Source organism: Lysobacter fragariae (assembly GCF_054779775.1).
This window is the reverse complement of sequence record NZ_BAAGXP010000006.1, coordinates 1-22007: the sequence shown is the minus strand read 5'-3', so window position 1 is coordinate 22007 and position 22007 is coordinate 1. Positions and strand designations below refer to the sequence as shown.

Annotated in this window: 23 protein-coding genes, 2 tRNA genes and 1 other RNA gene; 9 read left to right on the top strand and 17 right to left on the bottom strand. The window is 65.2% G+C overall.

Translation table 11 applies throughout. The features are described from left to right. Positions 1 to 114: 114 nt before the first annotated feature. From ACYVD7_RS06145 to dnaX, 4 genes are all read right to left on the bottom strand, one after another. Complete coding sequence (locus tag ACYVD7_RS06145) at positions 115 to 465, bottom strand: histidine triad nucleotide-binding protein (protein WP_460760435.1); 351 nt, start codon at positions 463 to 465, stop codon at positions 115 to 117. 78 nt (positions 466 to 543) lie between these two features. Then, on the bottom strand, positions 544 to 1137 hold the full coding sequence (gene recR / locus ACYVD7_RS06140; protein ID WP_460760433.1) for a recombination mediator RecR: 594 nt from the start codon (positions 1135 to 1137) through the stop codon (positions 544 to 546). A gap of 206 nt (positions 1138 to 1343) precedes the next feature. Next, positions 1344 to 1664, bottom strand: a complete 321-nt coding sequence (locus ACYVD7_RS06135) for a YbaB/EbfC family nucleoid-associated protein (RefSeq protein WP_460760430.1) — start codon at positions 1662 to 1664, stop codon at positions 1344 to 1346. A 78-nt stretch (positions 1665 to 1742) separates the two neighbouring features. Further along, complete coding sequence (gene dnaX / locus ACYVD7_RS06130) at positions 1743 to 3656, bottom strand: DNA polymerase III subunit gamma/tau (protein ID WP_460760428.1); 1914 nt, start codon at positions 3654 to 3656, stop codon at positions 1743 to 1745. 211 nt (positions 3657 to 3867) lie between these two features. Between dnaX and ACYVD7_RS06125 the strand changes: the two genes are divergently transcribed. From ACYVD7_RS06125 to ACYVD7_RS06115, 3 genes are all read left to right on the top strand, one after another. Next, positions 3868 to 3960 (top strand) — tRNA-Ser (locus ACYVD7_RS06125). Positions 3961 to 4035: 75 nt separating this feature from the next. Beyond that, positions 4036 to 4132: signal recognition particle sRNA small type (ffs, locus tag ACYVD7_RS06120), an RNA gene on the top strand. 350 nt (positions 4133 to 4482) lie between these two features. Then, positions 4483 to 5001, top strand: a complete 519-nt coding sequence (locus tag ACYVD7_RS06115) for a hemerythrin domain-containing protein (RefSeq protein ID WP_460760425.1) — start codon at positions 4483 to 4485, stop codon at positions 4999 to 5001. 64 nt (positions 5002 to 5065) lie between these two features. On the opposite strand, the gene ACYVD7_RS06110 is transcribed toward ACYVD7_RS06115, so the two are convergent. From ACYVD7_RS06110 to ACYVD7_RS06085, 6 genes are all read right to left on the bottom strand, one after another. After that, positions 5066 to 5482, bottom strand: coding sequence for a molybdenum cofactor biosynthesis protein MoaE (locus tag ACYVD7_RS06110; protein WP_460760422.1), 417 nt, complete (start codon positions 5480 to 5482; stop codon positions 5066 to 5068). A 1-nt stretch (position 5483) separates the two neighbouring features. Beyond that, complete coding sequence (locus ACYVD7_RS06105) at positions 5484 to 5723, bottom strand: MoaD/ThiS family protein (RefSeq protein WP_460761824.1); 240 nt, start codon at positions 5721 to 5723, stop codon at positions 5484 to 5486. 5 nt (positions 5724 to 5728) lie between these two features. Continuing rightward, positions 5729 to 6304: a cyclic pyranopterin monophosphate synthase MoaC gene (moaC, locus tag ACYVD7_RS06100; RefSeq protein ID WP_460761822.1), complete on the bottom strand. Its 576-nt coding sequence runs from the start codon at positions 6302 to 6304 to the stop codon at positions 5729 to 5731. A 13-nt stretch (positions 6305 to 6317) separates the two neighbouring features. Beyond that, positions 6318 to 7340, bottom strand: a complete 1023-nt coding sequence (gene moaA, locus ACYVD7_RS06095; protein ID WP_460760420.1) for a GTP 3',8-cyclase MoaA — start codon at positions 7338 to 7340, stop codon at positions 6318 to 6320. Positions 7341 to 7414: 74 nt separating this feature from the next. Then, positions 7415 to 8167, bottom strand: coding sequence for an MBL fold metallo-hydrolase (locus ACYVD7_RS06090; RefSeq protein ID WP_460760417.1), 753 nt, complete (start codon positions 8165 to 8167; stop codon positions 7415 to 7417). A gap of 100 nt (positions 8168 to 8267) precedes the next feature. After that, the gene (locus tag ACYVD7_RS06085; RefSeq protein WP_460760415.1) at positions 8268 to 9017 is read right to left on the bottom strand and encodes a 3-deoxy-D-manno-octulosonic acid kinase; all 750 of its coding nucleotides are present in this window, start codon (positions 9015 to 9017) and stop codon (positions 8268 to 8270) included. Between the two features lie 21 nt (positions 9018 to 9038). Here ACYVD7_RS06085 and ACYVD7_RS06080 point away from each other — a divergent pair, with 21 nt between their 5' ends. Next, positions 9039 to 10118, top strand: a complete 1080-nt coding sequence (locus ACYVD7_RS06080) for a glycosyltransferase family 9 protein (protein WP_460760412.1) — start codon at positions 9039 to 9041, stop codon at positions 10116 to 10118. 71 nt (positions 10119 to 10189) lie between these two features. Here the strand turns inward: ACYVD7_RS06080 and ACYVD7_RS06075 are convergent, their stop codons facing one another. Next, a complete protein-coding gene (locus ACYVD7_RS06075; RefSeq protein WP_460760410.1) occupies positions 10190 to 10597 on the bottom strand; it encodes a DUF6165 family protein in 408 nt (135 codons plus the stop codon). Positions 10598 to 10695: 98 nt separating this feature from the next. Between ACYVD7_RS06075 and ACYVD7_RS06070 the strand changes: the two genes are divergently transcribed. Next, positions 10696 to 10786 (top strand) — tRNA-Ser (locus ACYVD7_RS06070). Positions 10787 to 11004: 218 nt separating this feature from the next. Continuing rightward, positions 11005 to 11709, top strand: coding sequence for a PP2C family protein-serine/threonine phosphatase (locus ACYVD7_RS06065; RefSeq protein WP_460760407.1), 705 nt, complete (start codon positions 11005 to 11007; stop codon positions 11707 to 11709). A 190-nt stretch (positions 11710 to 11899) separates the two neighbouring features. On the opposite strand, the gene dnaQ is transcribed toward ACYVD7_RS06065, so the two are convergent. The 3 genes from dnaQ to ACYVD7_RS06050 form a co-directional block, all read right to left on the bottom strand. Further along, complete coding sequence (dnaQ, locus tag ACYVD7_RS06060; RefSeq protein WP_460760405.1) at positions 11900 to 12637, bottom strand: DNA polymerase III subunit epsilon; 738 nt, start codon at positions 12635 to 12637, stop codon at positions 11900 to 11902. 108 nt (positions 12638 to 12745) lie between these two features. Further along, on the bottom strand, positions 12746 to 13195 hold the full coding sequence (gene rnhA / locus ACYVD7_RS06055; protein WP_460760403.1) for a ribonuclease HI: 450 nt from the start codon (positions 13193 to 13195) through the stop codon (positions 12746 to 12748). A gap of 42 nt (positions 13196 to 13237) precedes the next feature. Beyond that, the gene (locus ACYVD7_RS06050; RefSeq protein WP_460760400.1) at positions 13238 to 13975 is read right to left on the bottom strand and encodes a methyltransferase domain-containing protein; all 738 of its coding nucleotides are present in this window, start codon (positions 13973 to 13975) and stop codon (positions 13238 to 13240) included. 30 nt (positions 13976 to 14005) lie between these two features. Here ACYVD7_RS06050 and gloB point away from each other — a divergent pair, with 30 nt between their 5' ends. Then, a complete protein-coding gene (gene gloB, locus ACYVD7_RS06045; RefSeq protein ID WP_460760398.1) occupies positions 14006 to 14770 on the top strand; it encodes a hydroxyacylglutathione hydrolase in 765 nt (254 codons plus the stop codon). After that, positions 14767 to 16272 carry a LysM peptidoglycan-binding domain-containing protein gene (locus ACYVD7_RS06040; protein ID WP_460760395.1) on the top strand — a complete coding sequence of 502 codons (1506 nt, stop codon included), beginning with the start codon at positions 14767 to 14769 and terminating at the stop codon, positions 16270 to 16272. The genes gloB and ACYVD7_RS06040 overlap by 4 nt, the downstream gene beginning before the upstream one ends. 119 nt (positions 16273 to 16391) lie before the next feature. Here ACYVD7_RS06040 and ACYVD7_RS06035 read toward each other — a convergent pair whose 3' ends face one another. From ACYVD7_RS06035 to ACYVD7_RS06025, 3 genes are read right to left on the bottom strand one after another with little or no spacing between them, the layout of a single operon-like run. Beyond that, positions 16392 to 16808, bottom strand: coding sequence for a hypothetical protein (locus ACYVD7_RS06035; RefSeq protein ID WP_460760393.1), 417 nt, complete (start codon positions 16806 to 16808; stop codon positions 16392 to 16394). A gap of 7 nt (positions 16809 to 16815) precedes the next feature. Further along, the gene (locus ACYVD7_RS06030) at positions 16816 to 19551 is read right to left on the bottom strand and encodes an RHS repeat-associated core domain-containing protein (RefSeq protein WP_460760390.1); all 2736 of its coding nucleotides are present in this window, start codon (positions 19549 to 19551) and stop codon (positions 16816 to 16818) included. Between the two features lie 50 nt (positions 19552 to 19601). Further along, entirely contained in the window at positions 19602 to 21155 is a 1554-nt protein-coding gene (locus ACYVD7_RS06025) for a DUF6531 domain-containing protein (protein WP_460760387.1), read from the bottom strand. A gap of 228 nt (positions 21156 to 21383) precedes the next feature. Between ACYVD7_RS06025 and ACYVD7_RS06020 the strand changes: the two genes are divergently transcribed. Further along, complete coding sequence (locus ACYVD7_RS06020; protein ID WP_460760384.1) at positions 21384 to 21851, top strand: hypothetical protein; 468 nt, start codon at positions 21384 to 21386, stop codon at positions 21849 to 21851. The last annotated feature ends 156 nt before the right edge of the window (positions 21852 to 22007 follow it).

Genomic DNA, 22007 nt, shown 5'->3' with positions numbered 1-22007 from the left:
GCAAGGCAGTCCGCAGTGACTGGTAACAAAAACGTCTCCAACCCAAAGCAAAGCCCGCCAAATGGCGGGCTTTCTGGTTTTGGCTGCTGTTGGCCGCGTGTTCCAGCTCCGCAACTAGCGGCTGGTACCGAACCTGCCCAGCGGCGCTCCTGCCAGCAGATGCAGGTGGACCTGGAAAACGGTCTGCCCGCCGTAGCCGTTGCAGTTCATCACTACTCGATAACCGTCATCGGCGAAACCCTGCGCCTTCGCATAGGCTGCGGCCGCGATGTGCAGGCGCCCGATGACGTCGGCCTGTGCTGGCGTCACGTCGTTGAGCGTCGCGATGTCCACCTTCGGCACGAACAGCACGTGCACCGGCGCCTGCGGTGCGATGTCGCGGAAAGCGATGACCTGCTCGTCCTCGTAGACGATGTCGGCGGGGATCTCGCGGCGGATGATCTTGTGGAAGATGGTCTCGGCCATTAGCGGGTTCCAGTTGTTGGTTGTTGTTGGTGGGTGCTCGCCCGCCGCCGGGGGCCGGGAACCGCTTCAAACATTCGTTCAAACCATCTCGCTGCGGCTGCCGAACGCATGCGACAGCGTCCCGCGATCCACGTACTCCAGCTCGCCGCCCAGCGGCACGCCATGGGCCAGGCGACTGGGACGGACGTTGTATTGCCGTGCGAGCTGGGCGAGGTAATGCGCGGTGGCCTCGCCTTCCACGGTCGGATTGGTGGCGATGATGAGTTCCTGCACCTCGCCTTCGGCCAGCCGCGCGGCCAATTGGTCCAGCCCCAGTTCGCGCGGACCAATGCCGTCCAACGGCGACAACCGCCCCTGCAGCACGAAGTACAACCCGCGGTAGCCGGTCGCCTGCTCGATCGCCAGCCGGTCGGCGGGCGATTCCACAGCGCACAGCAGATACGCATCGCGCACCGGACTGGCGCAGGTGGCGCAGACGTCGGTTTCGCTGAAGTCGCGGCAACGCGCGCAGTGTCCGATCTTCTCGACTGCAGTTGCTATCGCCTGCGCCAGGCGCTTGCCGCCCTCGCGTTCGCGCTCCAGCAGGTGGTAGGCCATGCGCTGGGCGGACTTCGGACCGACGCCGGGCAGGACGCGCAAGGCTTCGATCAGTTGCTCAAGCAGCGAACTCACGTCGAAGCCTCCGCACCGGCTTCGCGGCGTGCATGGCAAGGCGTGCTGCACTCCGGCGAACGTCGCCCAGCCTGTACTCCACTACAGAAGTCGGCCAACGACAGGTCTCCGTTCGCATTCGCAATGGCATCAAGGTGATGGTGCATGGTTCGTCCCGATCAACGCGACCAGCGCATCAATCACAATCAATGACCAATCAATCGCGATCAGAACGGTAGCTTCATTCCAGGCGGCAGGTTCATGCCGGCGGTGACTGCGGACATCCTTGCCTGCTGTTCCTTGTCGATCTTGTTGACGGCGTCATTGAAAGCGGCCGCGATCAGGTCCTCGGCCATCTCCGGGTCCGACAGCACGCTGGGATCGATGCGCACCTTGCGGCACTCCTTGGTGCCACTCAAGGTCACGCTGACCATGCCGCCACCGGCCGAACCGGTCATCTCGATCTTCGCGATCTCTTCCTGCGCACGCTGCAGGTTTTCCTGCATGCGCTGGGCCTGCTGCATCATTTGGGCGATGTTGCCTCGCATGGTCTTGCTCTCTTCAGGTGGAACAGTGGGGTTGGAAACAGTGGGGGGTGACGGGATCGCCGCTGGGGCGTCCCGAGGTCAATTGTCGTCCAGCGGCCGGATCGAATCGGGAACGACCTTCGCGCCGTGCTGGGCGATCAGGCGCTGCACGTCGGGATCGTTCATGAAGGCGGCTTCGGCGGCGCCCTGACGTTCGTCGCGGGCGCGTTCGGTGCGCTCACGCACGGAGCGGCCCGGCAACACCGCGTCCTCGAAGCGTATCTGCGGCGCCGCACCCAACGCCGGGACCAGCGCATCGGACACCATCTTCACCAGCGCGCTGGATTTCAGGTGCTCATCGGACGCCGGCAGTGACAGGCGCAGCACGCCGCCCTGGCAATCGATGAACGACGCGTGCTCGGCCAGCAGGCGCGCCGGACCGCGCAGGCCGCTGCCGGCGATCAGCGCATGCCAGGCATCGTCGTCGGCGATCGGGCTGTTGGCGGAGCCCGCGCTGGCAGAGTCGATCGCCGACACACCGGGCGCCACGATCGACTCGCTACGCATCGCCGCGGGTGGCGCGTCGACTACTTCGGGCTCGACAGGACTGGGCTCAGTTGGCCTCGAATCGGTTGGCCTGGACTCAGCTGGCCTCGACTCTACCGGCGTCGATGCAACCGGTGCTTCCACCTGCGGGCGGTTAGCGATGGCCGGTGCCGCGCGCGGGGCGTCGGGCTTCGGCTGCGATGCGGTATCGCGCTGGGCATCACGAGGGTTGTCGCGCGCAGTCGGGCTTGGCTGCGCCAGTTCGCGCGCAAGCGCTTCACGCGCGTTGGCGGCGGCGGACGAAGCGGGCGCCGCGCTCACCGGACGCGAAGTCGCCGCGTCGGTCCGACTGGAGGACGTCGTCGGTGTCGCGACCGCTCCATCCCCCTGCGCCGGGCGGAATGCCAGCATGCGCAACAGGCTCATCTCGAAGCCGGCGCGTGGACTCGGCGCGAGCGGCAGGTCGCGACGGCCATTCAGCGCCATCTGGTACCAGAGCTGCACGACTTCCGGTCGCAGGCTTCCCGCCAGTGTGTCGATGTCGACGCCATCGCCCTCAACCGCGGCGTCCGGCACCAGCTGGCGTACCTGCACGCGATGCATGGCGTCGGTCAGCGCATCGAGCACGCCACCCCAGTCCGGGGAGAATTCCGCGAGCGTGGCGACTTCGGCGAGCAGCGCAGCGCCGTTGCCCTGCGCCAGTGCATCAAGCAGCGCGCCGACGCGGGTACGGTCCACCGTGCCCAGCATCGTCGCCACTGCGGCATCGTCCAGGTTGCCACCGGTGTAGGCGATCGCTTGGTCGAGCAGCGACAGGCCGTCGCGCAGGCTGCCGTCGGCGGCGCGCGCGAGCTGGCGGATCGCGCCGACTTCGGCAGGAATGCCCTCGGCGGCCAGGATGCGGGTGATCTGGCCGCTGATCTGCGCTTCGTCCAGGCGCTTGAGGTTGAACTGCAGGCAGCGCGAGAGCACGGTGACCAGGAGCTTTTCCGGGTCGGTAGTCGCGAACAGGAACTTCACGTGCTCCGGCGGCTCCTCCAGCGTCTTGAGCAGCGCGTTGAACGCCGCCTTCGACAGCATGTGGACTTCGTCGATCAGGTAGACCTTGTAGCGGCCGCGCGACGGCATGTACTGCGCGTTCTCGATCAGGTCGCGGACGTTGTCGACGCCGGTGTTCGACGCGGCGTCGATCTCCAGCAGGTCGATGTAGCGACCGGCGTCGATCGCCAGGCAGGTCTCGCACTCGCCGCAGGGATCCGCGGACGTTCCGCGTTCGCAGTTGAGCGACTTGGCGAAGATGCGCGCGATGGTGGTCTTGCCGACGCCACGGGTGCCGGTGAACAGGAAAGCGTGATGCACGCGTCCGGAATCCAGCGCGTTGGTGAGCGCTCGGACCACGTGCTCCTGCCCGACCAGTTCGGCGAAACGCTTGGGGCGCCACTTGCGGGCGAGGACGAGATAGGACATCCCGTCATTCTGCCGCGCCGCGGTGAACTTTGCCCGCCCGCGCCACGATCGCGCCGTCGATCAATCCCGCCGGCCAGGGCTCATGAAGCGTGTCGCAGCGCACCTGGGCACGCGCCTGTGGGTATTTTCTTGTGATACCCGCCCACCACGGTTAGAATCTGCGCCCCTGAAGTCGGCCGGACGCCGCATTCAGGCCTGCGGTACCAGGTGCGGAGAGGTGTCCGAGTGGTTGAAGGAGCACGCCTGGAAAGTGTGTAAGCGTCTAAACCGCGCTTCGGGGGTTCGAATCCCCCTCTCTCCGCCAGCTGCCGCAGCAACAAAGGTCGCGCGCAATGCGCGGCTGTAATCCAGCAAGTCCCAGCAAGTCTCTATGGTGGCCCCGTCGGCCCCTCGCGACGCTAGATCGAAAACCCCGCCAGGGCCGGAAGGCAGCAACGGTATCGATCGACGCGGGTGCCGAGGTCAGCCGGCGGGGTCATCGCCCGTTTCGGGCTCCGCCCCGAAACGGCCCACGATTTGCTCCGCAAACCGCGGGTCCCGCTACGTGCTCCCACACCCCGCGGCTTCGCCGCGCCCCCTGACTCAGGGGGCTTTCCTCCTCGAGCTTCGTTGGCACCCTCGGGCTTGGACATCCGGCCAAACTTTTGTCGGCCAGGTCCGTTGCCCGCAGCAGACGGACCCTGCCCTTGATCCCGCGTTATTCCCCATCTCGCTGAATATGCGACCCACTTCCGGTTCTCGGCTTGCCAAGCCAACGCGGCTTCGGCCACAGTGCGTGCACGCAGTTTTGGCCATGGGGGACTGGCTGCGAAATGGAGTGGAGAACATGGGATTGTTCAGCAATTGGTTCAAAGGGAAGCCCAAGGAAAACGACACCCGGCCGCCGTCCACCACGCTGGACTACCTGCGGCCTCCGGAGCGGTCCATCCGCTACGACCCTGAGCTGGTAGGCACGCTCAAGGACGACCACCAGGAACTGGTGTCCATGTACGGCCAGCTCGGCCAGGACGTGCGCGACGGCCACTACCAGCGGATACCCAACGCGCTGCTGTCCTTCAAGACGCGGCTCGAGGCACACCTGCTGATCGAGAACGTGCGCTTCTACGTCTACCTGGAACAGGCGATGGCGGGCGACAGCGAAAACATGACCCTGATCCGCGACTTCCGCCGTGAAATGAACGGCATCGCGCGGGGCGTGGTCGATTTCGTCCGACGTTACCAGCAGGCGCGCGTGACGTCGGCTTCGTGCGACGAGTTCCTGCGTGAGTACGACGAGGTAGGCAAGTTGCTGACCATGCGCATCCAGCGCGAAGAAGGCAACCTCTACCCGCTGTACGCGCCCTAGGATCCGGCGTCATCCATCGCTGCGGGAATACCAGACGCGTGGCCCAGGCCGCGCGATCGGCGTTTCATTGCGGGTGCAACCAGCCCGCATCGCCCTGGGCGTAGCGCTCGTGCTTCCAGATCGGCACGCGCGCCTTGACCTCGTCGATGATGTAGCGGCACGCGGCGAAGGCCGCGTCTCGATGCGCCGCACTGACACCGACCCAAACCGCGAGCTCGCCAATTGCCAGATCACCGATGCGATGCACACAGTGCGCATCGATGATCGCGAACTTCGCCAAGGCTTCCTCGATGACCTTCCCGCCCTCCGCTTCGGCGAGGGCCACGTAGGCCTCGTAACGCAACCCGTCCACCGCCCGACCGTCGTTGTGGCTGCGCACCCAGCCCTCGAAGCTGGCGTATCCACCGACGCGTTCGTCCAGCAGTTGCGCGCGCAGCGTGGCGACGTCGAAAGGCGTGTCGGCGAGACTGAATCGCGGCATCTCAACCACCGCTCACCGGCGGAATGAAAGCGACCTCCGCGCCGTCGCGTGGCGCGTCGGTCCAATGGACGAATTCCCCGTCCATCGCCACGCGCAACTGACGCGAGGGGAACGGAATCCCGTGCCGGGACTGGACCTCGTCGTACAACGTCCGCAGGTCTGCCGCCGAGGTTTCCCACACTTCCGACGCCACGCGTGAGGCATCGCGCAGGCTGGCGAAGTACAGGATGGTCACCTTCACGTGCGTCACTTGCGGCTCCTGTTGGCCGGACCGGACTTCGCGCCGTCGCCGAAATCGTGTTTGCCGCCGCGCTTGGCAAGCAGCTTCGCCGGCCCGATCACGATGCGGTGCGAGAGCGCCTTGCACATGTCGTAAACGGTCAACGCGGCGACGGTGGCGCCGGTCAGCGCTTCCATCTCCACGCCGGTGCGGTGGATCGTCTTCACCGCGCAGGTGATGTCGAGGTCGCGCTCACCCGACCAGTCGATCGCGATGCGGCAGCCGTCGATCGGCAGCGGATGGCAGAACGGAATCAGCTCGTGGGTGCGCTTCACCGCCATCGTGCCGGCAACGATCGCGGTTTCAGCGATACCGCCCTTGGCGCTTTTCATGCCGCTGGCACGCAGCTGCGTGGCGACGTCCGCGGGAAAACGTACGCGGCACTGCGCGGTGGCGTCGCGCGCGGTGACGGGCTTGGCGGAGACGTCGACCATCGCGGGACGACCCGCCGGATCGATGTGTGTGAGTTGCTTGCGTGTGGTTTTCACGGGCGAATTGTGCGCGTAAACGCCGGTGCCAGGGAACCGCTGACCGCGATGCATCCAGCCATCCGCGTCATCCGCCCACCAGGAACATCTCGACATGGCGACGCGACGCCTGCGCGCTGCCGCGCAATTCGCTGTAACGGTCGGCACGTGCAGACCAGCGGGTCGCCAGGTGCCCGGCCAGCCCGGCTTCGCCTTGCGCCAGCAGCGGTCGCAGGTCGTGGCCGTCCGCTGCAAACAGGCAGGTGTAGAGACGACCATCGGCAGACACCCGGGCACGATGGCAGTCGCCGCAGAACGGTTCGCTCACCGAGCTGACGAAACCGACTTCGCCGCGCCCGTCTTCGAAGGCATAGCGCGATGCCACCTCGCCCCGGTACTGCGCGTCCAACGGACGCAGCGGCCATTGCGCGTGGATGCGATCGCGCAGTTGCGCGGACGGGACCACGCGCTCGCGCGACCAGCCGTTGCAGGTGCCGACGTCCATGTATTCGATGAAGCGCAACACGTGGCCATGGCTGCGCGCGAACTCCACCAGCGGCCGCACCTGGTCTTCGTTGATGCCTCGCTGGACGACGCAGTTGAGCTTGATCGGCGCGAAGCCGGCCGCGTTCGCGGCTGCAATCCCCTTGAGCACGTCGGCAACCTCGCCGCGGCCACCGGAGAGATCGCGGAACAAGCCGGCATCCAGCGCATCCAGGCTGACCGTGACGCGATGCAACCCCGCTTCACGCAACGCACGTGCCTGCGCGGCCAGCAGCGAACCGTTGGTGGTCAGTGCGATGTCGGTGAGCCCGTCGATGGCCGCCAGCCGCGCGATCAACTCCGGCAGCCGTTTGCGCAGCAGCGGCTCGCCACCGGTGATACGCAGCTTGCTGACCCCGACGCGGACGAAGCCCCGCACCAGCGTTTCTATCTCGTCGAACGACAGGCGCGAAGCCGCATCGAAGCCATGATCGTCCGGCACCTGGTCGGCCGGCATGCAGTACGGGCAGCGGAAATTGCAGGCCTCGATCACCGACAGGCGCAGGTCGCGCAGCGGGCGTCCCAGTGCGTCGCGGACGGAATCAGTTGGTTGCGGCAGCGCGGTCATTCATCGCAATTGTAGGCGCCCGCCTTCGACAGCGCCCAACTGCGGCGGTGCGTCGCGGCGGGGCCACGCCATGGTCACAGCACCGGGGTGGTCTCGGGCTGCGCAAGCGCGATCACTTCGCCGGGCAGGGCAACGCGATAGCCGCGTGCCGCCAGGGCCTGTCCATCGGCATCGCTGGCGTAGTGATAGAGGAGGCAGCGATCGAGCAGCTCGCGGGGATATTCGCGTTCCAGGTCGTCGATGCCACTGTGCGACGGGTTGCCATGCAGGGCGCAGTCGTGGGCGACCAGTTCGCCCGCATTGGCGAATTTCGCCAGCTGCTCGGGAATCGGCCGCGTGTCGCCGGTCCACACCAGGCTGCCGCGCAGGCGCAGGCCGAAGGAGGTATCGGGCCAGTGGTGCCGGGTATTGAAGACTTCCAGGCGCACGCCGTCGTGCCAGAACGACGCGCCGACAGGGATGACGTGGAAGGCTTCCCAGAAATTCACCCCGCCCTCGGCCAGTGCGTTGGGGTAGTCGCCCACGCGCTGGTGGAGTAGCGGCAGCAGCGTCACCGGAACGTAGAGCCTGACGTTCCCGCGCCGCGATTCATCGAAATAGCTGTCGACGAACAGCCGCTCGAAACCGGCGACGTGGTCCAGGTGTGTGTGGGTGATGAACAACGCACGCGGTGCTTCACCGTAGTGCGCGAGGTAATGGCTCAGGCCCTCGTTGCCGCAATCGATCGTCAGCCATGGCTGGCCGTCGCGCTCGATCGTCGCCATCGCCGAGCCGAGTTCCACGGCCGAGGCGTTTCCCACGCCCTGCAGTCGCAGGCTCCAGGCCATCAGGCTTCCCCTTCTCCATGGGTCATCTTGGATAACGCATTCACGACGATGGATGGGCCGGCGCCCGCGTTCGCGCGACGCGGATCAACGCCACAGTCCATCACGTTCCGCGCGCCCATACACGGTCGTACGCGGCACGCAATCGCGCGAAATCGCGTTCCACGTCCTCGACCGGACGCGTGCCGCGCAGCTTGAGCAGCGAACGATTCAGCCGAGACAGGTTGCGCTCGCGCCACAGGGTGGCGGGGATGCGCTGCTGGCCACGATCCAGGTCGATCACCCAGCCACGACCGGTGGGGTCGAACAGCAGGTTGTGTGCATTGAGGTCGGCGTGGTCCAACCCGGCGCGATGGATGCGCGCGACCAGGCGGCCGGCTTCCTCCCATGGCGCACCATCGCCCGCAACCGCGGCGCGGTCGGCCAGCGTGCGCACGTCGTCGATGCGTTCGATCAGGATCGCGGCGCTGTAGAAGTAGCCGTCGCGCCGGTAGCAGGCGGCGATGGGGCGTGGCACTGGCACGCCCTTGGCGGCCATTTCGCGCGTCAGGCGGAATTCGGCGAAGCTGCGCGTGCGGTTGGCGTCGCGCCAGAAATAACGGTCGCGACTGAAGTGCGCGATGAAGCCGCCACGCAGGTAGTTGCGCAGCACGCAGGCGCCGAACGGCGCATCGACATACCAGGCGCCGCCGCGGCCGCCGCTGGCGACAGGACGAGCCTGCTCACCCCAGAACGCCGGGGAAAACCATTCCGGCTTGGCTTGTCGCACCCGCGTGTTGTCGAACACAATCGCGCCGAATCCGCCTTCATCGCGGAACGGCGTCAATCCTTCGGCAGCGTCATAGCCGGTCATCCATCGAGTCTAGCAAGTCCCATGCCGAGTGCGCCTGCTTCAATCTGCCTGTTACGCGTGTCGGCCCTCGGCGATGTGACGCACGTCCTGCCGCTGGTGCACACGCTGCGTGATGCCTGGCCGCAGGTCGCGCTCACCTGGATCATCGGCAAGGGCGAACACCGCCTGCTGGACGGACTGCCAGGCGTGACCTTCGTCGAGTACGACAAGAAGTCCGGGCTGGCCGGGATGCGCGCACTGCGCCGGCAACTGCGCGCGAACCTGCCGCCGGGCGGCAAGTTCGACGTGCTGCTGCAGATGCAGGTCGCCGCGCGTTCCAACCTGCTGTCCGCGTTCGTGCCGGCCCACCGCCGGATCGGCTACGACCGCTCGAGGTCCAAGGACCTGCACGGCCTGTTCGTCAACGAACGCATCGCGGACCGACCGGGCATCCATGTGCTGGAAGCCATCGGCAGCTTCTGCGAGCCGCTGGGCCTTGCGCCGGCACCGATACGCTGGGACATGCCGGTCCCCGACGCCGCCCGCGAATGGGCGCGCGCCCAATGGCCGCAGGACGACGACCACCACACCCCCACATTGCTGATTTCGCCCTGCTCGAGCCACGTCGTGCGCAACTGGCGGGTGGAGCGGTACGCAGCAGTGGCCGACCATGCGGCTTCGCGCGGCTGGCGGGTCGTGCTGTGCGGCGGGCGCAGCGACCTGGAGCGCACCACCACTGACGCGATCATCGCGGCCATGCGGGCGCCGGGTCTGGATCTCGTCGGCAAGGACACGCTGAAGCAGCTACCGGCCCTGCTCGAACGCGCGGACCTGGTGATGACGCCGGACTCGGGCCCCATGCACATCGCCAACGCGATGGGCACCAAGGTGCTGGGCCTGCACGCCGCCAGCAACCCGGTGCGGAGCGGGCCGTATTCGGACCGCAGCTACTGCGTGGACCGCTACGACGACGCGGCGCGGAAATTCCTCGGCAAGCCCGCTTCGGAACTGAAATGGGGCACCAAGATCGAGTACGAAGGCGTGATGGACCTGGTGACGGTCGACGACGGCATCGCCGCGTTCGAACGTTACGTAGCGGACACCTCAAGGCGATCCGCCTGAGCTACCTGAAGTAGTCAGCAGCCGAGGCCGATCCGCCGACCCCGAGTGCCTTGCCGCCAGACCACCCCGCCTTACGGCGTATTGCCGGTCTTGTAGTCCTGGTACGACTTCTCCTCGACGTAGGCCGAGCCCAGCGCGAGGTTGATGTCCTTCTTGATCCGCGCGCGGTCGTCGTTCTCGAAATAGACGGCGCGGGCCAGGCGGATGAATTCGGCGTCGAACGCCTGCGCCTTTTCCTTGATGCGGATGTCGTCCTCGATCACCCACAGGCGCTCGTTGACCGCCTTGAGCTGTGCGCGCAGTTCCGCGATGTCCTTGACCGCGGCCGGGTGGGCCATCCAGGTCTGCTCGAGCGCCCCGAGTTCATTGCGGACGTTGGCCAGCTTGGCGGGGTCGCTCATGCGTTCGGACTTGATCTGGAGGATCGCGATCTTGTCCAACAGCTCGCCAAAAGACACGGGGACCAGGATTTCGGACATGGGCGTGGGTCGTTCGTTCGGGGGCGGACAGTGTAGCCGCCCCGCGCGCAGGCTTGATCGGAAGGGACCGGGCCCCGTATCATTGCCGGCCCACTTCTGGAGAGGTGGCAGAGTGGTTGAATGTACCTGACTCGAAATCAGGCGTACGTTTATAGCGTACCGAGGGTTCGAATCCCTCCCTCTCCGCCAGTTGTGCCGACGCCCCCGATTGGGGGCGTTTGCATGTCTGGGAGCTGGATTTCCGCGGTATCGATCGGGCGTGGCACCCGGAGCCGCTCTCCCTCCGTCGGCAGGCCACGCGGCGCGGCGCGCCTTCCGGCCGATGGCGGATTCCCTTGCCATTCCGGCCGGTCCCCCACGATTATCGCGTTTCCTTCCACAAGCCTACCCTCGCCCGCTTGGTCCCCATGATCGAATTCGGACACCTGACGCACGTTGGCCTGCGTCGGGAACTCAACGAGGACACCTATTACGGCGACAGCGAGCTGGGTTTGTGGCTTGTTGCCGACGGGATGGGTGGCCACGAATACGGCGAAGTCGCCAGTGCGCTCGCCCGCGAGACCATCGTGCGCGAAGTGCGCGACGGCACGCCGCTGGCGACCGCGATCCGCATCGCCGACGAGGAAATCATCCGGATCTCCAAGCGCCGCCACGACGCCCTGCCGATGGGCACCACCGTGGTGGCCGCGCGCGTCAACGGCAATCGCTTCGAAGTCGCCTGGGTCGGCGACAGCCGCGTCTACCTGTGGCGCGAGGACAGCCTGATGCAGCTGTCGCAGGATCACAGCTACGTGCAGGAACTGATCGCCAACGGCGCCATCACCCACGAGCAGGCACGCAGCCACCCGCACCGCAACGTGGTGACGCAGGCACTCGGCGTGACCGACCCGCGCAACCTGAACGTCGAAACCATGACCGGCGAGCTCAGTCCCGGCATGCAGCTGCTCCTGTGCAGCGACGGTCTCACCGAGGAAGTCGATGACCGCAACATCGCCAAGGTGCTGGCGCACAACGACTGCAGTGCGCAGGAATGCGTGGACGAACTGGTCGCGGCGGCGCTGGATGGCGGTGGGTCGGACAACGTGACCGTGGTGCTGGTCCGCAATCACTGAGCGCGTTGGATTGCCCGGGCTTCCGGGCTTCTGCTGATCTGAACTTGGCCACGACGCGAGTCGATGGCATTCCAAGGCGTCCTTCGACTTCGGCCTGCGGCCTCCGCTCAAGGCAAGTTGAACGCTGGAACGCGATTTCGGATCGCTGCCGCATGAACTGCGGCAGCGCACCGTTCCAACCCGTGCAGCGTCAGGCCGGTACGGCCTCGCCGATGACTTCCATCCACGCATCCCAGATCGCCACGCCCGCCTTCTTGCGCAACTGCGCAAGGCGCGCTTCGTGCGCTGCGAGCTCCTCCGCGTCGATCAGCACCCGCGGTCGCGGTGCCTGCAGGTCGACCACGAGCGCTGCAGCCGCCGACGCCGCTGCAGCCGCGGCTTCCGTCCCGGCTTCGAAGCCGATCTCGCCCTGCCCCGACGTCAGCCCGATGTAGACCTCGGCCAGCAACTGCGCGTCGAGCAACGCGCCATGCAGCTGGCGATGGGTGTTGTCGACGTCGAAACGCTTGCACAGGGCGTCGAGCGAATTGCGCTGGCCGGGGAAACGCTGCCGCGCCAGCACCAGCGTGTCCTCGATGGTGCAACGATCGGCCAGTGCACCGTACTGCGGACCCAGCCGGCGCAATTCGTTGTCCAGGAAGCCGACGTCGAACGCGGCGTTGTGGATCACCAGTTCCGCACCTTCGATGAAGGCCAGGAACTCGTCGGCCACCGCCGCGAACAGCGGCTTGTCGGCCAGGAACTCCAGCGTCAGCCCGGTGACTTCAGCCGCGCCGGTCTCGAATTCGCGCTCCGGGTTGAGATAGCAGTGGAACGTGCGTCCAGTGGGCCGGCGTTCGACCATTTCCACACAGCCGATTTCCACCACGCGGTTGCCGGCAGCCCAGCTGAGGCCCGTGGTTTCGGTGTCGAGGATGATCTGGCGCATTCGGTGGGGAGCTCGTGGTTCTTGTGGTTCGTGTCAATCAGGATCGGAGATCCACATCAGGCTGTCATCCGACCACATCGGGGCCTACCAGCCGGAACGGGACGCCACTCAACGCCTGAACTTCAATGCCTCATCCCGCGCCAGCGCATCGACGCGTTCGTTGCCCGGATCGCCCGAATGCCCCTTCACCCAGCGCCAGTCGACGCGGTGGCGCATGTTCGCGGCATGCAGGCGTTCCCACAGGTCGCGGTTCTTCACCGGATCGCCGCCCGCGGTCTTCCAGCCGCGACGCACCCAGTTCGCCATCCACTGGGTGATGCCCTGGCGCACGTACTGCGAGTCGGTGTGCAACACCACGTCGCAGGCCTGCGTCAGCGATTCCAGCGCGACGATCGCCGCCATCAGCTCCATGCGGTTGTTGGTGGTGTCGGCTTCGCCGCCGGAGAGCTCTTTTTCGCGCTCGCCGTAGCGCAGCAATGCCGCCCAGCCGCCGGGACCGGGATTGCCCAGGCAGGCGCCATCGGTGTGGACCTGCACGTTCTTTCTGTCTGAAGTCATCCGCGCATTATCCATGCGCGTCAATACCAGCTCACGTCGCCGTCATCGGCGCGGTTCGCGATCGCGCCGGAATGGCACGACGACCGCTTCCTGCAGCGCCTGCGAGCGCATCCCCAGTCGCGAATGCGCCGCGCCCTGCCAGCGCAGTCCGCGCAGCGGCAACGGCGGCACCAGTGCGCGCACCCGCTTGGTCACGCTCAGCGCAATCCCCGCGCGCAGCCAGTCGTTCATGCCGACACCGACATCGCCTTGCTCGACGCGCCAGCGCGGACCCAGCCATTGCAGGCTGACCGAATCCAGCGCAAAGCCCGCCCGTCGCAGCGACGCCTGCCACGCACCAGTGACGTGCGCTTGCAGTCCGGTGCGTGCCCAGCGCGCGCGGTACGGACTCCAGGCATTGAGCGTCGCCAGCCACAGGATGCCGCCCGGCGCGAGGACGCGTTCGCACTCGCCCAGCAGCTCATCGCGATCGATGCCGTCGTCGAAGGCGTGCTGCACCAGCACCGCGCCGAAGGTCTCGTTCGCCAGCGGCAGCGGCAGGCGGCAACGCAGCGAACCACCGAAGCCATCCGGCTCGCGGCGCAGCAACACGCCGCGACCGCGCGGTACGTCCGGCGGCACCGCGCCGGGAACCCCCAGCCAGCACCAAGGCAAGGCCGGCGTCGCATCCAGCACGCGGGTCATCGCGGCGTTTTCCACCGCCAGCAGGCCCTGTCCGGCGGTGGTGGCGAACCAGCCCAGCGGACTGTCGGGTTGACGGTGGTTGTTGGAGCCGGGCATGGTCGGATTGTGTGCCAGCCGGAGCCCGCCGTGCACCTGCGCCCACTGCCAGCCTTCGCCGACAACTACATCTGGACCCTGGCCGACGACGCCGGCCGGGCGGTCATCGTGGATCCGGGCGATGCCGCCCCGGTACTGGCGGCCGCTCGCGAGGGCCTGCAGCCCGCCGCCATCCTGCTGACCCACCACCACAACGACCACGTCGGTGGCGTCGGCGAACTCCTTCGAACCTGGCCCGATCTTCCAGTCATCGCCCCGCATGATGACCGCATCCCCCACGTCACCCGCCGTGTCGCCCACGGCGACCGGGTGACGGCGCACGCCTGGACCTTCGAGGTGCTGGAAATCCCCGGCCACACCCTCAGCCACGTCGCCTTCCACGGCCACGGCCTGCTGTTCTGCGGGGACACCCTTTTCAGCCTGGGCTGCGGGCGGCTGTTCGAAGGCAGCCCGGCGCAGATGCATGCCTCGCTGGCCCGTCTGTCGGCCCTGGCCCCCGATATACGGGTGTGCTGTGGACATGAGTACACGGTTCACAACGGCCGGTTCGCGGCCGTGGTAGAACGCGGCAACCCGGCGCTTGTGCGTCGTATCGAGGAGGCCCAGGCCATGGTCGACCGTGGACTGCCCACCCTGCCCAGCACGCTGGCCCAGGAACTGGCCACCAATCCTTTCCTCCGGGTGGACACCCCGGAAGTGCGCTCGGCGGTTGCCGGGCGGCTGGGCCGCGAGCCCGCCGACAGCGTGGAAGCCTTCGCCGAGCTGCGGCGCTGGAAGGACGGGTTCGTCGCATGAACAACCATGCCTTGAACTGCGCGCTGGCCCTGCTGCTGGCGGCACCCGCGTGCGCGCAGGCCGCACCGCCCGCCGACTCTTCCCCAGGGCATTCTCCCGAGTCGGTACTGACGCCCGCCGGGACCCGCAACGGTCGCGAGATCTACCAGCGCTTCCGCGACGGCCTGGCCGACAAGACCTGTAACGTCGAAGACACCAGCGCCCGCTGGCGCGCCCACTTCGCCCATGCCCCGCGGCAGATGGCGGCGCGCAACGACGACGTCCTGCCGCTGTTCGGCTACGTGGTCGATGCGCTGCGCGACGCGCAGCTGCCCACCGAGTACGCACTGATCCCGTTCGTCGAAAGCGGCTACAAGCCCGGCGCCCGCAGCGCACAGGGGCCGGCCGGGCTGTGGCAGATGATCGCGATCACCGCGCGCAACCACAAAGTCCCGATCCGCGCCGGCTACGACGGCCGCCTGTCGCCGGTGGATTCCACCGCCGCGGCGGTGCACTACCTCAAGACCCTGCACCGGATGTTCGGCGGTGACTGGCGTCTGGCGGTGATGGGCTACAACGCCGGCGAATACCGCGTGCTGGGCGCGATCAAACGGTCGGGCCAGAGCGTCCGCACTGCCCGCCCGGAAACCCTGCCCGGCCTGTCGCCGATCACCCAGGCCTACGTGCGCAAGCTGCACGCCCTCTCCTGCCTGATGGAGAAGGCCGACGATCGCGCCGAATGGCTGCGCGCGATCGACCGTCCGGTGCCGCGCCTGCGCGCGGTGACCGTCCCCGACGGCATCAGCGACATCGCCGCGTGGGCGCGCCGCAGCGGGCAGGACGCCGCCCAGCTGCAGCGCCTCAACCCGGTGTTCGCCAACGGCCGGCTCGCGCGTGTCGACGGCAACCCGGCGCGGTTGCTGGCGGTGTCGCCGGAAGACGCGGCGGAGGCTGCGGCGATGGGCGGCGATGAGCCGACAGTCGCGCTCGTGGGCGATGGCGCGGCGAGCGGTGGTGTCGATGCGGCGGATACGGGTTCGGCTTCGACTACGGCCATCGCAGCGACGACTGCATCGGCAGCGACGAACGCGGCGGTCGCCGGTTCGGACGCTGACGGAACGACACCCACCACCGCCGGAGGCACCACCTCCGTTGGCGCGGGTTCGACCGGATCGGTTTCGACGTCCGCGGATGCCTCGGAGATCGTGGCGACCATTCCTGTTGCGGCAGTGGCGCGGGCGGACGATGCGCACGCCGTTGATATCGCTGCCCCGGATGATCTTGGGGCGGGCAGCGTCGGACAAGCCCGCGCAGCCGCCGCCGATGCATCGCGGGAAGCCCGGCTCCCCGAACCGCGTCGCCACACCGTCGCCCGTGGCGACAACCCGTGGAAGATCGCCCGCCGCTACGGCGTCGGCGTGGATGACCTGCTGCAACGCAATGGTCTCTCCGCCGACAGCACGCTGCGGCCCGGACGCGTGTTGCTCATAGATGCGCAAGAGGTTGTGGCCGCGGGGCATTGAAACGCGGGGTGATTCAAACCAACGCAAGGCGGCGCGCAGCGCAAGAAACAGCTACGCCCGACACATGGTCGGGCGTAGCTGTTTACCTGGACGGCGGGTCAAGACCCGCCTTACGCGAGTTAGTCAACCTTGCGAGGGTTACTGGGGTTCTGCGTATTGGGCGACAGGAACGACAGTCGAACATCCATGCCGCCAACCTCCACTTTAGAAGGCGGCCTGCCGTAGCAAAACCCAGGCGAATTGAAGGTCACATTGAAACCGCCCTCAACTACCTGTAACGCCCTAACTTCCCTGAAAATCTCCTCTCTTGCATCGACAACGCAGTTCAGTTGAAGCTCAGACGCCTCATCCCGCCCATGCGCATTACGCGTCCTTAAAACCACATGAGCTTCACCCAAAATAGGGCCATCAACCAATATCTGAAGAACTTTTCCATGACCAGGCACCCCAAAGGCGACTGAGCGAACTGGAATCAAAGCAACCACGACGGCAAGTGCAACACCTCCGCCAAAAACGAAAAAAACAAGCTTATTCATTGCGCCCTCACTGCGAACAAAGAATCGCTGCAATCTCGCCGGACAGCTTTTGCACAGCCCGCTGCTTTTCGCATGGTGTTAGGCCTGACAATCCCACGCGCTGCCTCATGGCATGACCAACATCTAGACCAGCAATATCACCATGGAGCTCAGCAACAGATTGCGCGCGCCCTTCGTTCGCCTGACTGGAATCCTCCATCCAGAGCGCCAAAGCTGCCGGGAAAGATCCGCCTCTAGAAAGAATAGCGCCTGCATTCCATCCGATGTGCCGATAGACGTTCTCGTCCTGACCATCCGCAGTTAGCTCCGACCTAAAGCCGGAAAAATCGGAACGCTCAATATCGCCATTCCAACTCGATCGCATCATGGAGCTTCCCAGAGCCATTGACTCAAAGAACCCGCTGTTCTCAATCATGGTACTGGCTAGTTCATCAGCAAAGTCCAAACATCCACTCAGCCCAAGCGCATCGAGCCTCATAACCGGACTCCCGCTCGCGTAAGAATATCTATTCAACCCACCCAACAAACCAATTGGATCAGGCTGCAAATAGCGCCCCCGCAATGCATCGTAATAACGATGAATGTTGTACCAAAGCCCGGATTCCGCATCGTAGTACTGTCCGGGAAAACCAATGTTCAATCCGCCGACCTGGTCCAGCGTCACCGCACGATCAAACGCATAGTTGCTCGCGCGCCACACAGCCGCCTTGGCGCTGTTGGTGACCAGTTCCGGGCGTCCCAGATGGTCGTTGTGGATGTGGTAGATCTGCCCGCTACGCACGAGCGCGACCGTCTGTCCACCGAAGCGGACGTAATGCGTCCACGCCTGCGTACTGACCTTGTATTCCGCCGCCAGCATGCCGTCCAGACCATAGAGGTAGTACGTCGCGCTTGCCCCCTGCGTCTTGTACACCCGCTGGCCCAGCGCGTTTGTCTGATAGCCAGTGGTGACGCCGCCCTTGACCACCTGATCCATGCGGTTGAACGCGTCGTAGCGGTACGTCGTGGTGCCGGCCGCAGTCGTGTTGCCCGTGGCGTCCAGGGTGTAGCTCAGCGCGCGCGTACCGGTGATCGCATTCAGGCGATTGCTGGTGGCAGCCACACTGTAGCCATCCGCTATGCCCCCCCACGTATGACTGGTGCGATTGCCCGTCTTGTCATACGCCCAGCCCTGATCGGCGCCCGTGGCGGTGACCGAGGTCAGTCGCGTCAGTTCGTCATAGCCATAGTTCTGGGTCAGGTTGGCGTTGGCGCCATTCGCAATCTTCGTGATCAGGTCATTGGTATCGAAGGTATAGCTCAACGACTGGAGCGTGGCAGTGCCATTTTTCAGTGTGATCGCCGTCGGTCGACCATCGAGATCGAAGCTGGTGCGCTGGCTCAATCCGTTCCCGGTGGTCATGGCCGTCACCGGCCCGAAGGGGCGGTACTCCAGATTGCTGAGCACGCTGGTACTCACACCGTTGACCGTGGTGGTCACCGTGGTCACGCGACCCTGCGAATAGCCGTAACCCACGCCAACTCCGCCGCTGTAGCCGATGCCGGTCAGGCGGCCGAAGTCATCGTAGGCATAGGCCTGATCCAGGTTTCCATTGCCTGCGGTGGTTTGCCCCTGGGTGAGCAGGTTGCCTTCGGCGGTATAGGTGTAATCCAACTGCCCGGAAGGATCAGTCACGCTGCACAACCGGCCCTTGCCGTTGGTGCAGGTGTCGTAAGCAAACGTGTGAACGTTGCCGCCCGCTGTCTTGGAGGTCAGGCGTCCCAGTCCGTCATAGCCGTAGTCGGTGATATCGCCGCCAGCGCGCGTTTCCCGGGTGCGCAAGCCTGAGGTGTTGTACTCGAAGCTGGTCGTGCCGGTGTCCTGGCTGGCCTGGCTCCACAATTGTCCCAGTCCGTCGTACACGTGGCTGGTGGCCACAAGGCGCGGATCGAGCACCTTGGTGACGCGATCGGCTGCGTCATAGGTGAACTGCGTGGTGCCGTTGAGCGGGTCCTTGCTGGTGCTCAGGCGATCAAGCACGTCATACGTCAACGTCGTCACCCGGCTGAGCGAGTCCGTGACGGTCTTGACGTTACCATTCAGATCGTAGGCATAGCGCAGGTTCTGGCCGTTGTTGCCGGTACGGGCGCGCACTCGGCCGAGTTCGTCGTAGGCAATGGTTTCTGAGTGCTTGAGGATGGGCGTCTCCACCCATTCCTCGTAGTAATTGGGTTCGTAGCACTCGCCGTTCGGCCCTCCCTGCAGGCACTCGTATCGAGTGACGTACTTCCCATCGACTATGTAGTCCCGCACCTGCGTGACATCGCCATTGGCGTCATAGATGAACTGGCGCTGCTCACGGATGCCATTGCCCTCCAGCACGCCGGTCGAATCCACGGAGATGCTGTCAATCCAATCGTGGTTATCGGGGTTGTAGGCGTACTTCATCACCATGCCGTCCGGCGCACTCACCTGCGAAATGCGACCTTCATTGTCGTAGGCGACGAGCCGATCCTGCTGTCCATTGTTGCGGTATGTACGAACGCGAGTGACGCGACCACGTGCATCGTAGGTGTAATCCGTGATGTCGCCGTTGACGCCTGTTACCCGACCCGGCTGACCCAGGGCGCTGTGATTGGAGTAGGTAATCTGCTGATTCAGGCTGTTCTTCACCGATAGCACATCGCCATAGGCGTTATAGCTGGTGACTACGGCATCGCCCGTCCCGGCAATGGGACCATCGACAGTCATTGTGGCGAGCATGCCACTGGCATACTTGGTGTAGGCGTAGGACGTAGTGCGCGAATCGTTGGCTACGCCGTTGGCAGAAAGGTTGACGATCTTGATCGTGGCAATTCGATTGTCGGCCGTGTACGTGTATTCCGTGCGCTGAATGCCGTTGGCTGTCTCGCTGACAAGGCGGTTGAACGCGCTTCCCAGACGAATACGGTCGTCCGAGCCAACGCGGTGCCATAAGCCTCAACCCGCTGCATGAGCTGGCCCTTGGCGTTATATGAGAACTGCGTGTCGTTTCCGTTGAAGTCGGAAACCAGCTGCGGGTAATTGTTTGCGTCGTAAACGGTTTCCGCGTAAGTACTCGGGCAATAGCTACTCACATGTCCGGTCACGGAGTGAAGTTGCCCATTGACGAAGGAATAGGTCGACCGCTTGCCCAACGGGTTGGTTGTCACTACCGTAAGGGCGCCATCCGTCCCCGGCGTATAAACCAGGGTGAATTTGCTCTTGCCGTTGTGCTCCGTACCGGTGGCATACCCCTGATCGTCGTAAGTAAAGGTGGAGTAACGGACGTTGTTGAATGACTTGCCGGTCAGGGCGCCGGGATCCGCCGCTACTTCATAGTGATAGGCGATAGTCGTTGTGGGGGCGCCAGGCTTCGACGTTGCAGCGAGACGGTGTATCCCCATGCCAAATGTGTTGGCGTTATACGCGTACCCATAGAAGTTTCCTGCCGGGTCACGGACCGAAGTCAGCTGACTCCCCGTCCATGTAAATTCCACGTAGCGCCCTGACGTATGCGTGACTCGTGAGAGGTAGGTGGGAGCCGTCGGGCTATACCCGAACGTCCAGCCGATGCCATAGCTGTCCTTGACCTCCGCCACATAGCCAGCCGACGAGTACTTCTCGACCTCGTTTTCCTCGCCATAGAGGACAAAGCTGCCATCGGCCTGTTTGACGATCCTGGCAACAGGGCCGGGCTTGTCCTCGTAGAAAATCCCATCAGTCGCATTCTTGATGTACTTGACGGTCCTCCCGTCCGGCCGCCAGGCGTAGATGACGGTATTGGTGCCAACGCCACACGGAGTGCCGCCGGCGCGCGGGTAACAGGCATTGACTGTGGTGGCGCCAAAAGTCAGCTTGTAATCGAAGCTGCTGACCCAGTGTTTGCCAAACAGCCCAACGCCTGTCCAGTAATGGTTGTAGACCCGCATCAGGCTGAGCGGCATCTCTCCCGTGCTCGTGAAGTCCAGCTCCGGTTCGATCTTGTTGCCGGTCGCGGGGATGATCGGGTTGCCCACTTTCGGGCTGCCCGTACCACCCTCGCCAGCGCACGGGTCACTATTGCGCGAATTGCGGCCATCGATCGTGGTTCCGTCGTTTGGAATCGAAGGCCCGCTACCTGCGGGGCCACTTCCTCCGCCGGTCGGATAGTCGCCAAAAATGTTGGCGCTATCGATGTTGCCAAGGACGCAGATTCCATTGCTGTCGTAGTGCCCGCCGCCCACCAGGCACCCCCTTGCCACCACTGGCCTGGCCGTTGAAACGCCCGCACGCACGGAAAACACCGAAGCGACAGACAAGACGACACCGACGACGGCCCATCGGCCGACAAGCGTTTGCACAGACATTGTGTTCCCCAGAAGTCAAGCCACTTGGCGTTCAATCAGCCATTCATGCGGCATCCCGTGACATTTTATCAGGCCCTACAGCCTTCCAACGCCAGATCCTCCCTGCCAAACTCCACCTGCTCCGATCGCCCCGTAAGCGATCATCCAAACGCCACACGGAACGCGGCGGAGCAAGGACGCTGCCGGCGACATCGCCGGCCCACACATGGAAAGCACAAGGAGATAGCTGTGTCGCAAGACCTCGTTTCAATGGTGGTAACCCCGGAGCAGCAGGCCGCCGCACTGGCGGGCATCGCACAGATCCGGGCCGCGTTGCCGGGATTGATTTCACTCGCGCCCGAAGATCGTCGCGGTATCCAGTACATGGGATCGAAGGCGGAAGTATTCGCACGGCAGACAGTGCGGGTACTCAAGCAGAACCTGCAGATCGTGCCGCCGAGCTTGGGGCTGGACGCGGCCGATGGCGACCTGGCCGCGCTGGACCAGTTGCGTCCGGTGCTGGAGCAATTGCAGCAGTTGTTCTCTCAGCTGGACGACACGGTGTCGGCGCTCGGCAGCGATGTCATGGACGTGGCGATGGAAGGCTACGGCCAGCTCAAGCTGTCCGGCGCGGCGCATGGGCTGGAGGACATGCGCAAGGAGCTGGGGTCGCGCTGGGCCAGGCAGCGTCGGCAGGTGGCGCCCGCGGCGGGTTGAGCTCGCCCGGTGAAAGCGTTGTGACAAGCCGCCTTCGGGCGGCTTGTTTTTGGCTCTGTTCGCGTTGAGTAGTGATCGTCTCAGTCGGTGAGCCCGTCATCGCGCAGATTTGGCACGACGGCCCGAGGGTTTCGGGCGGCAGGAGCCTGCGATGCG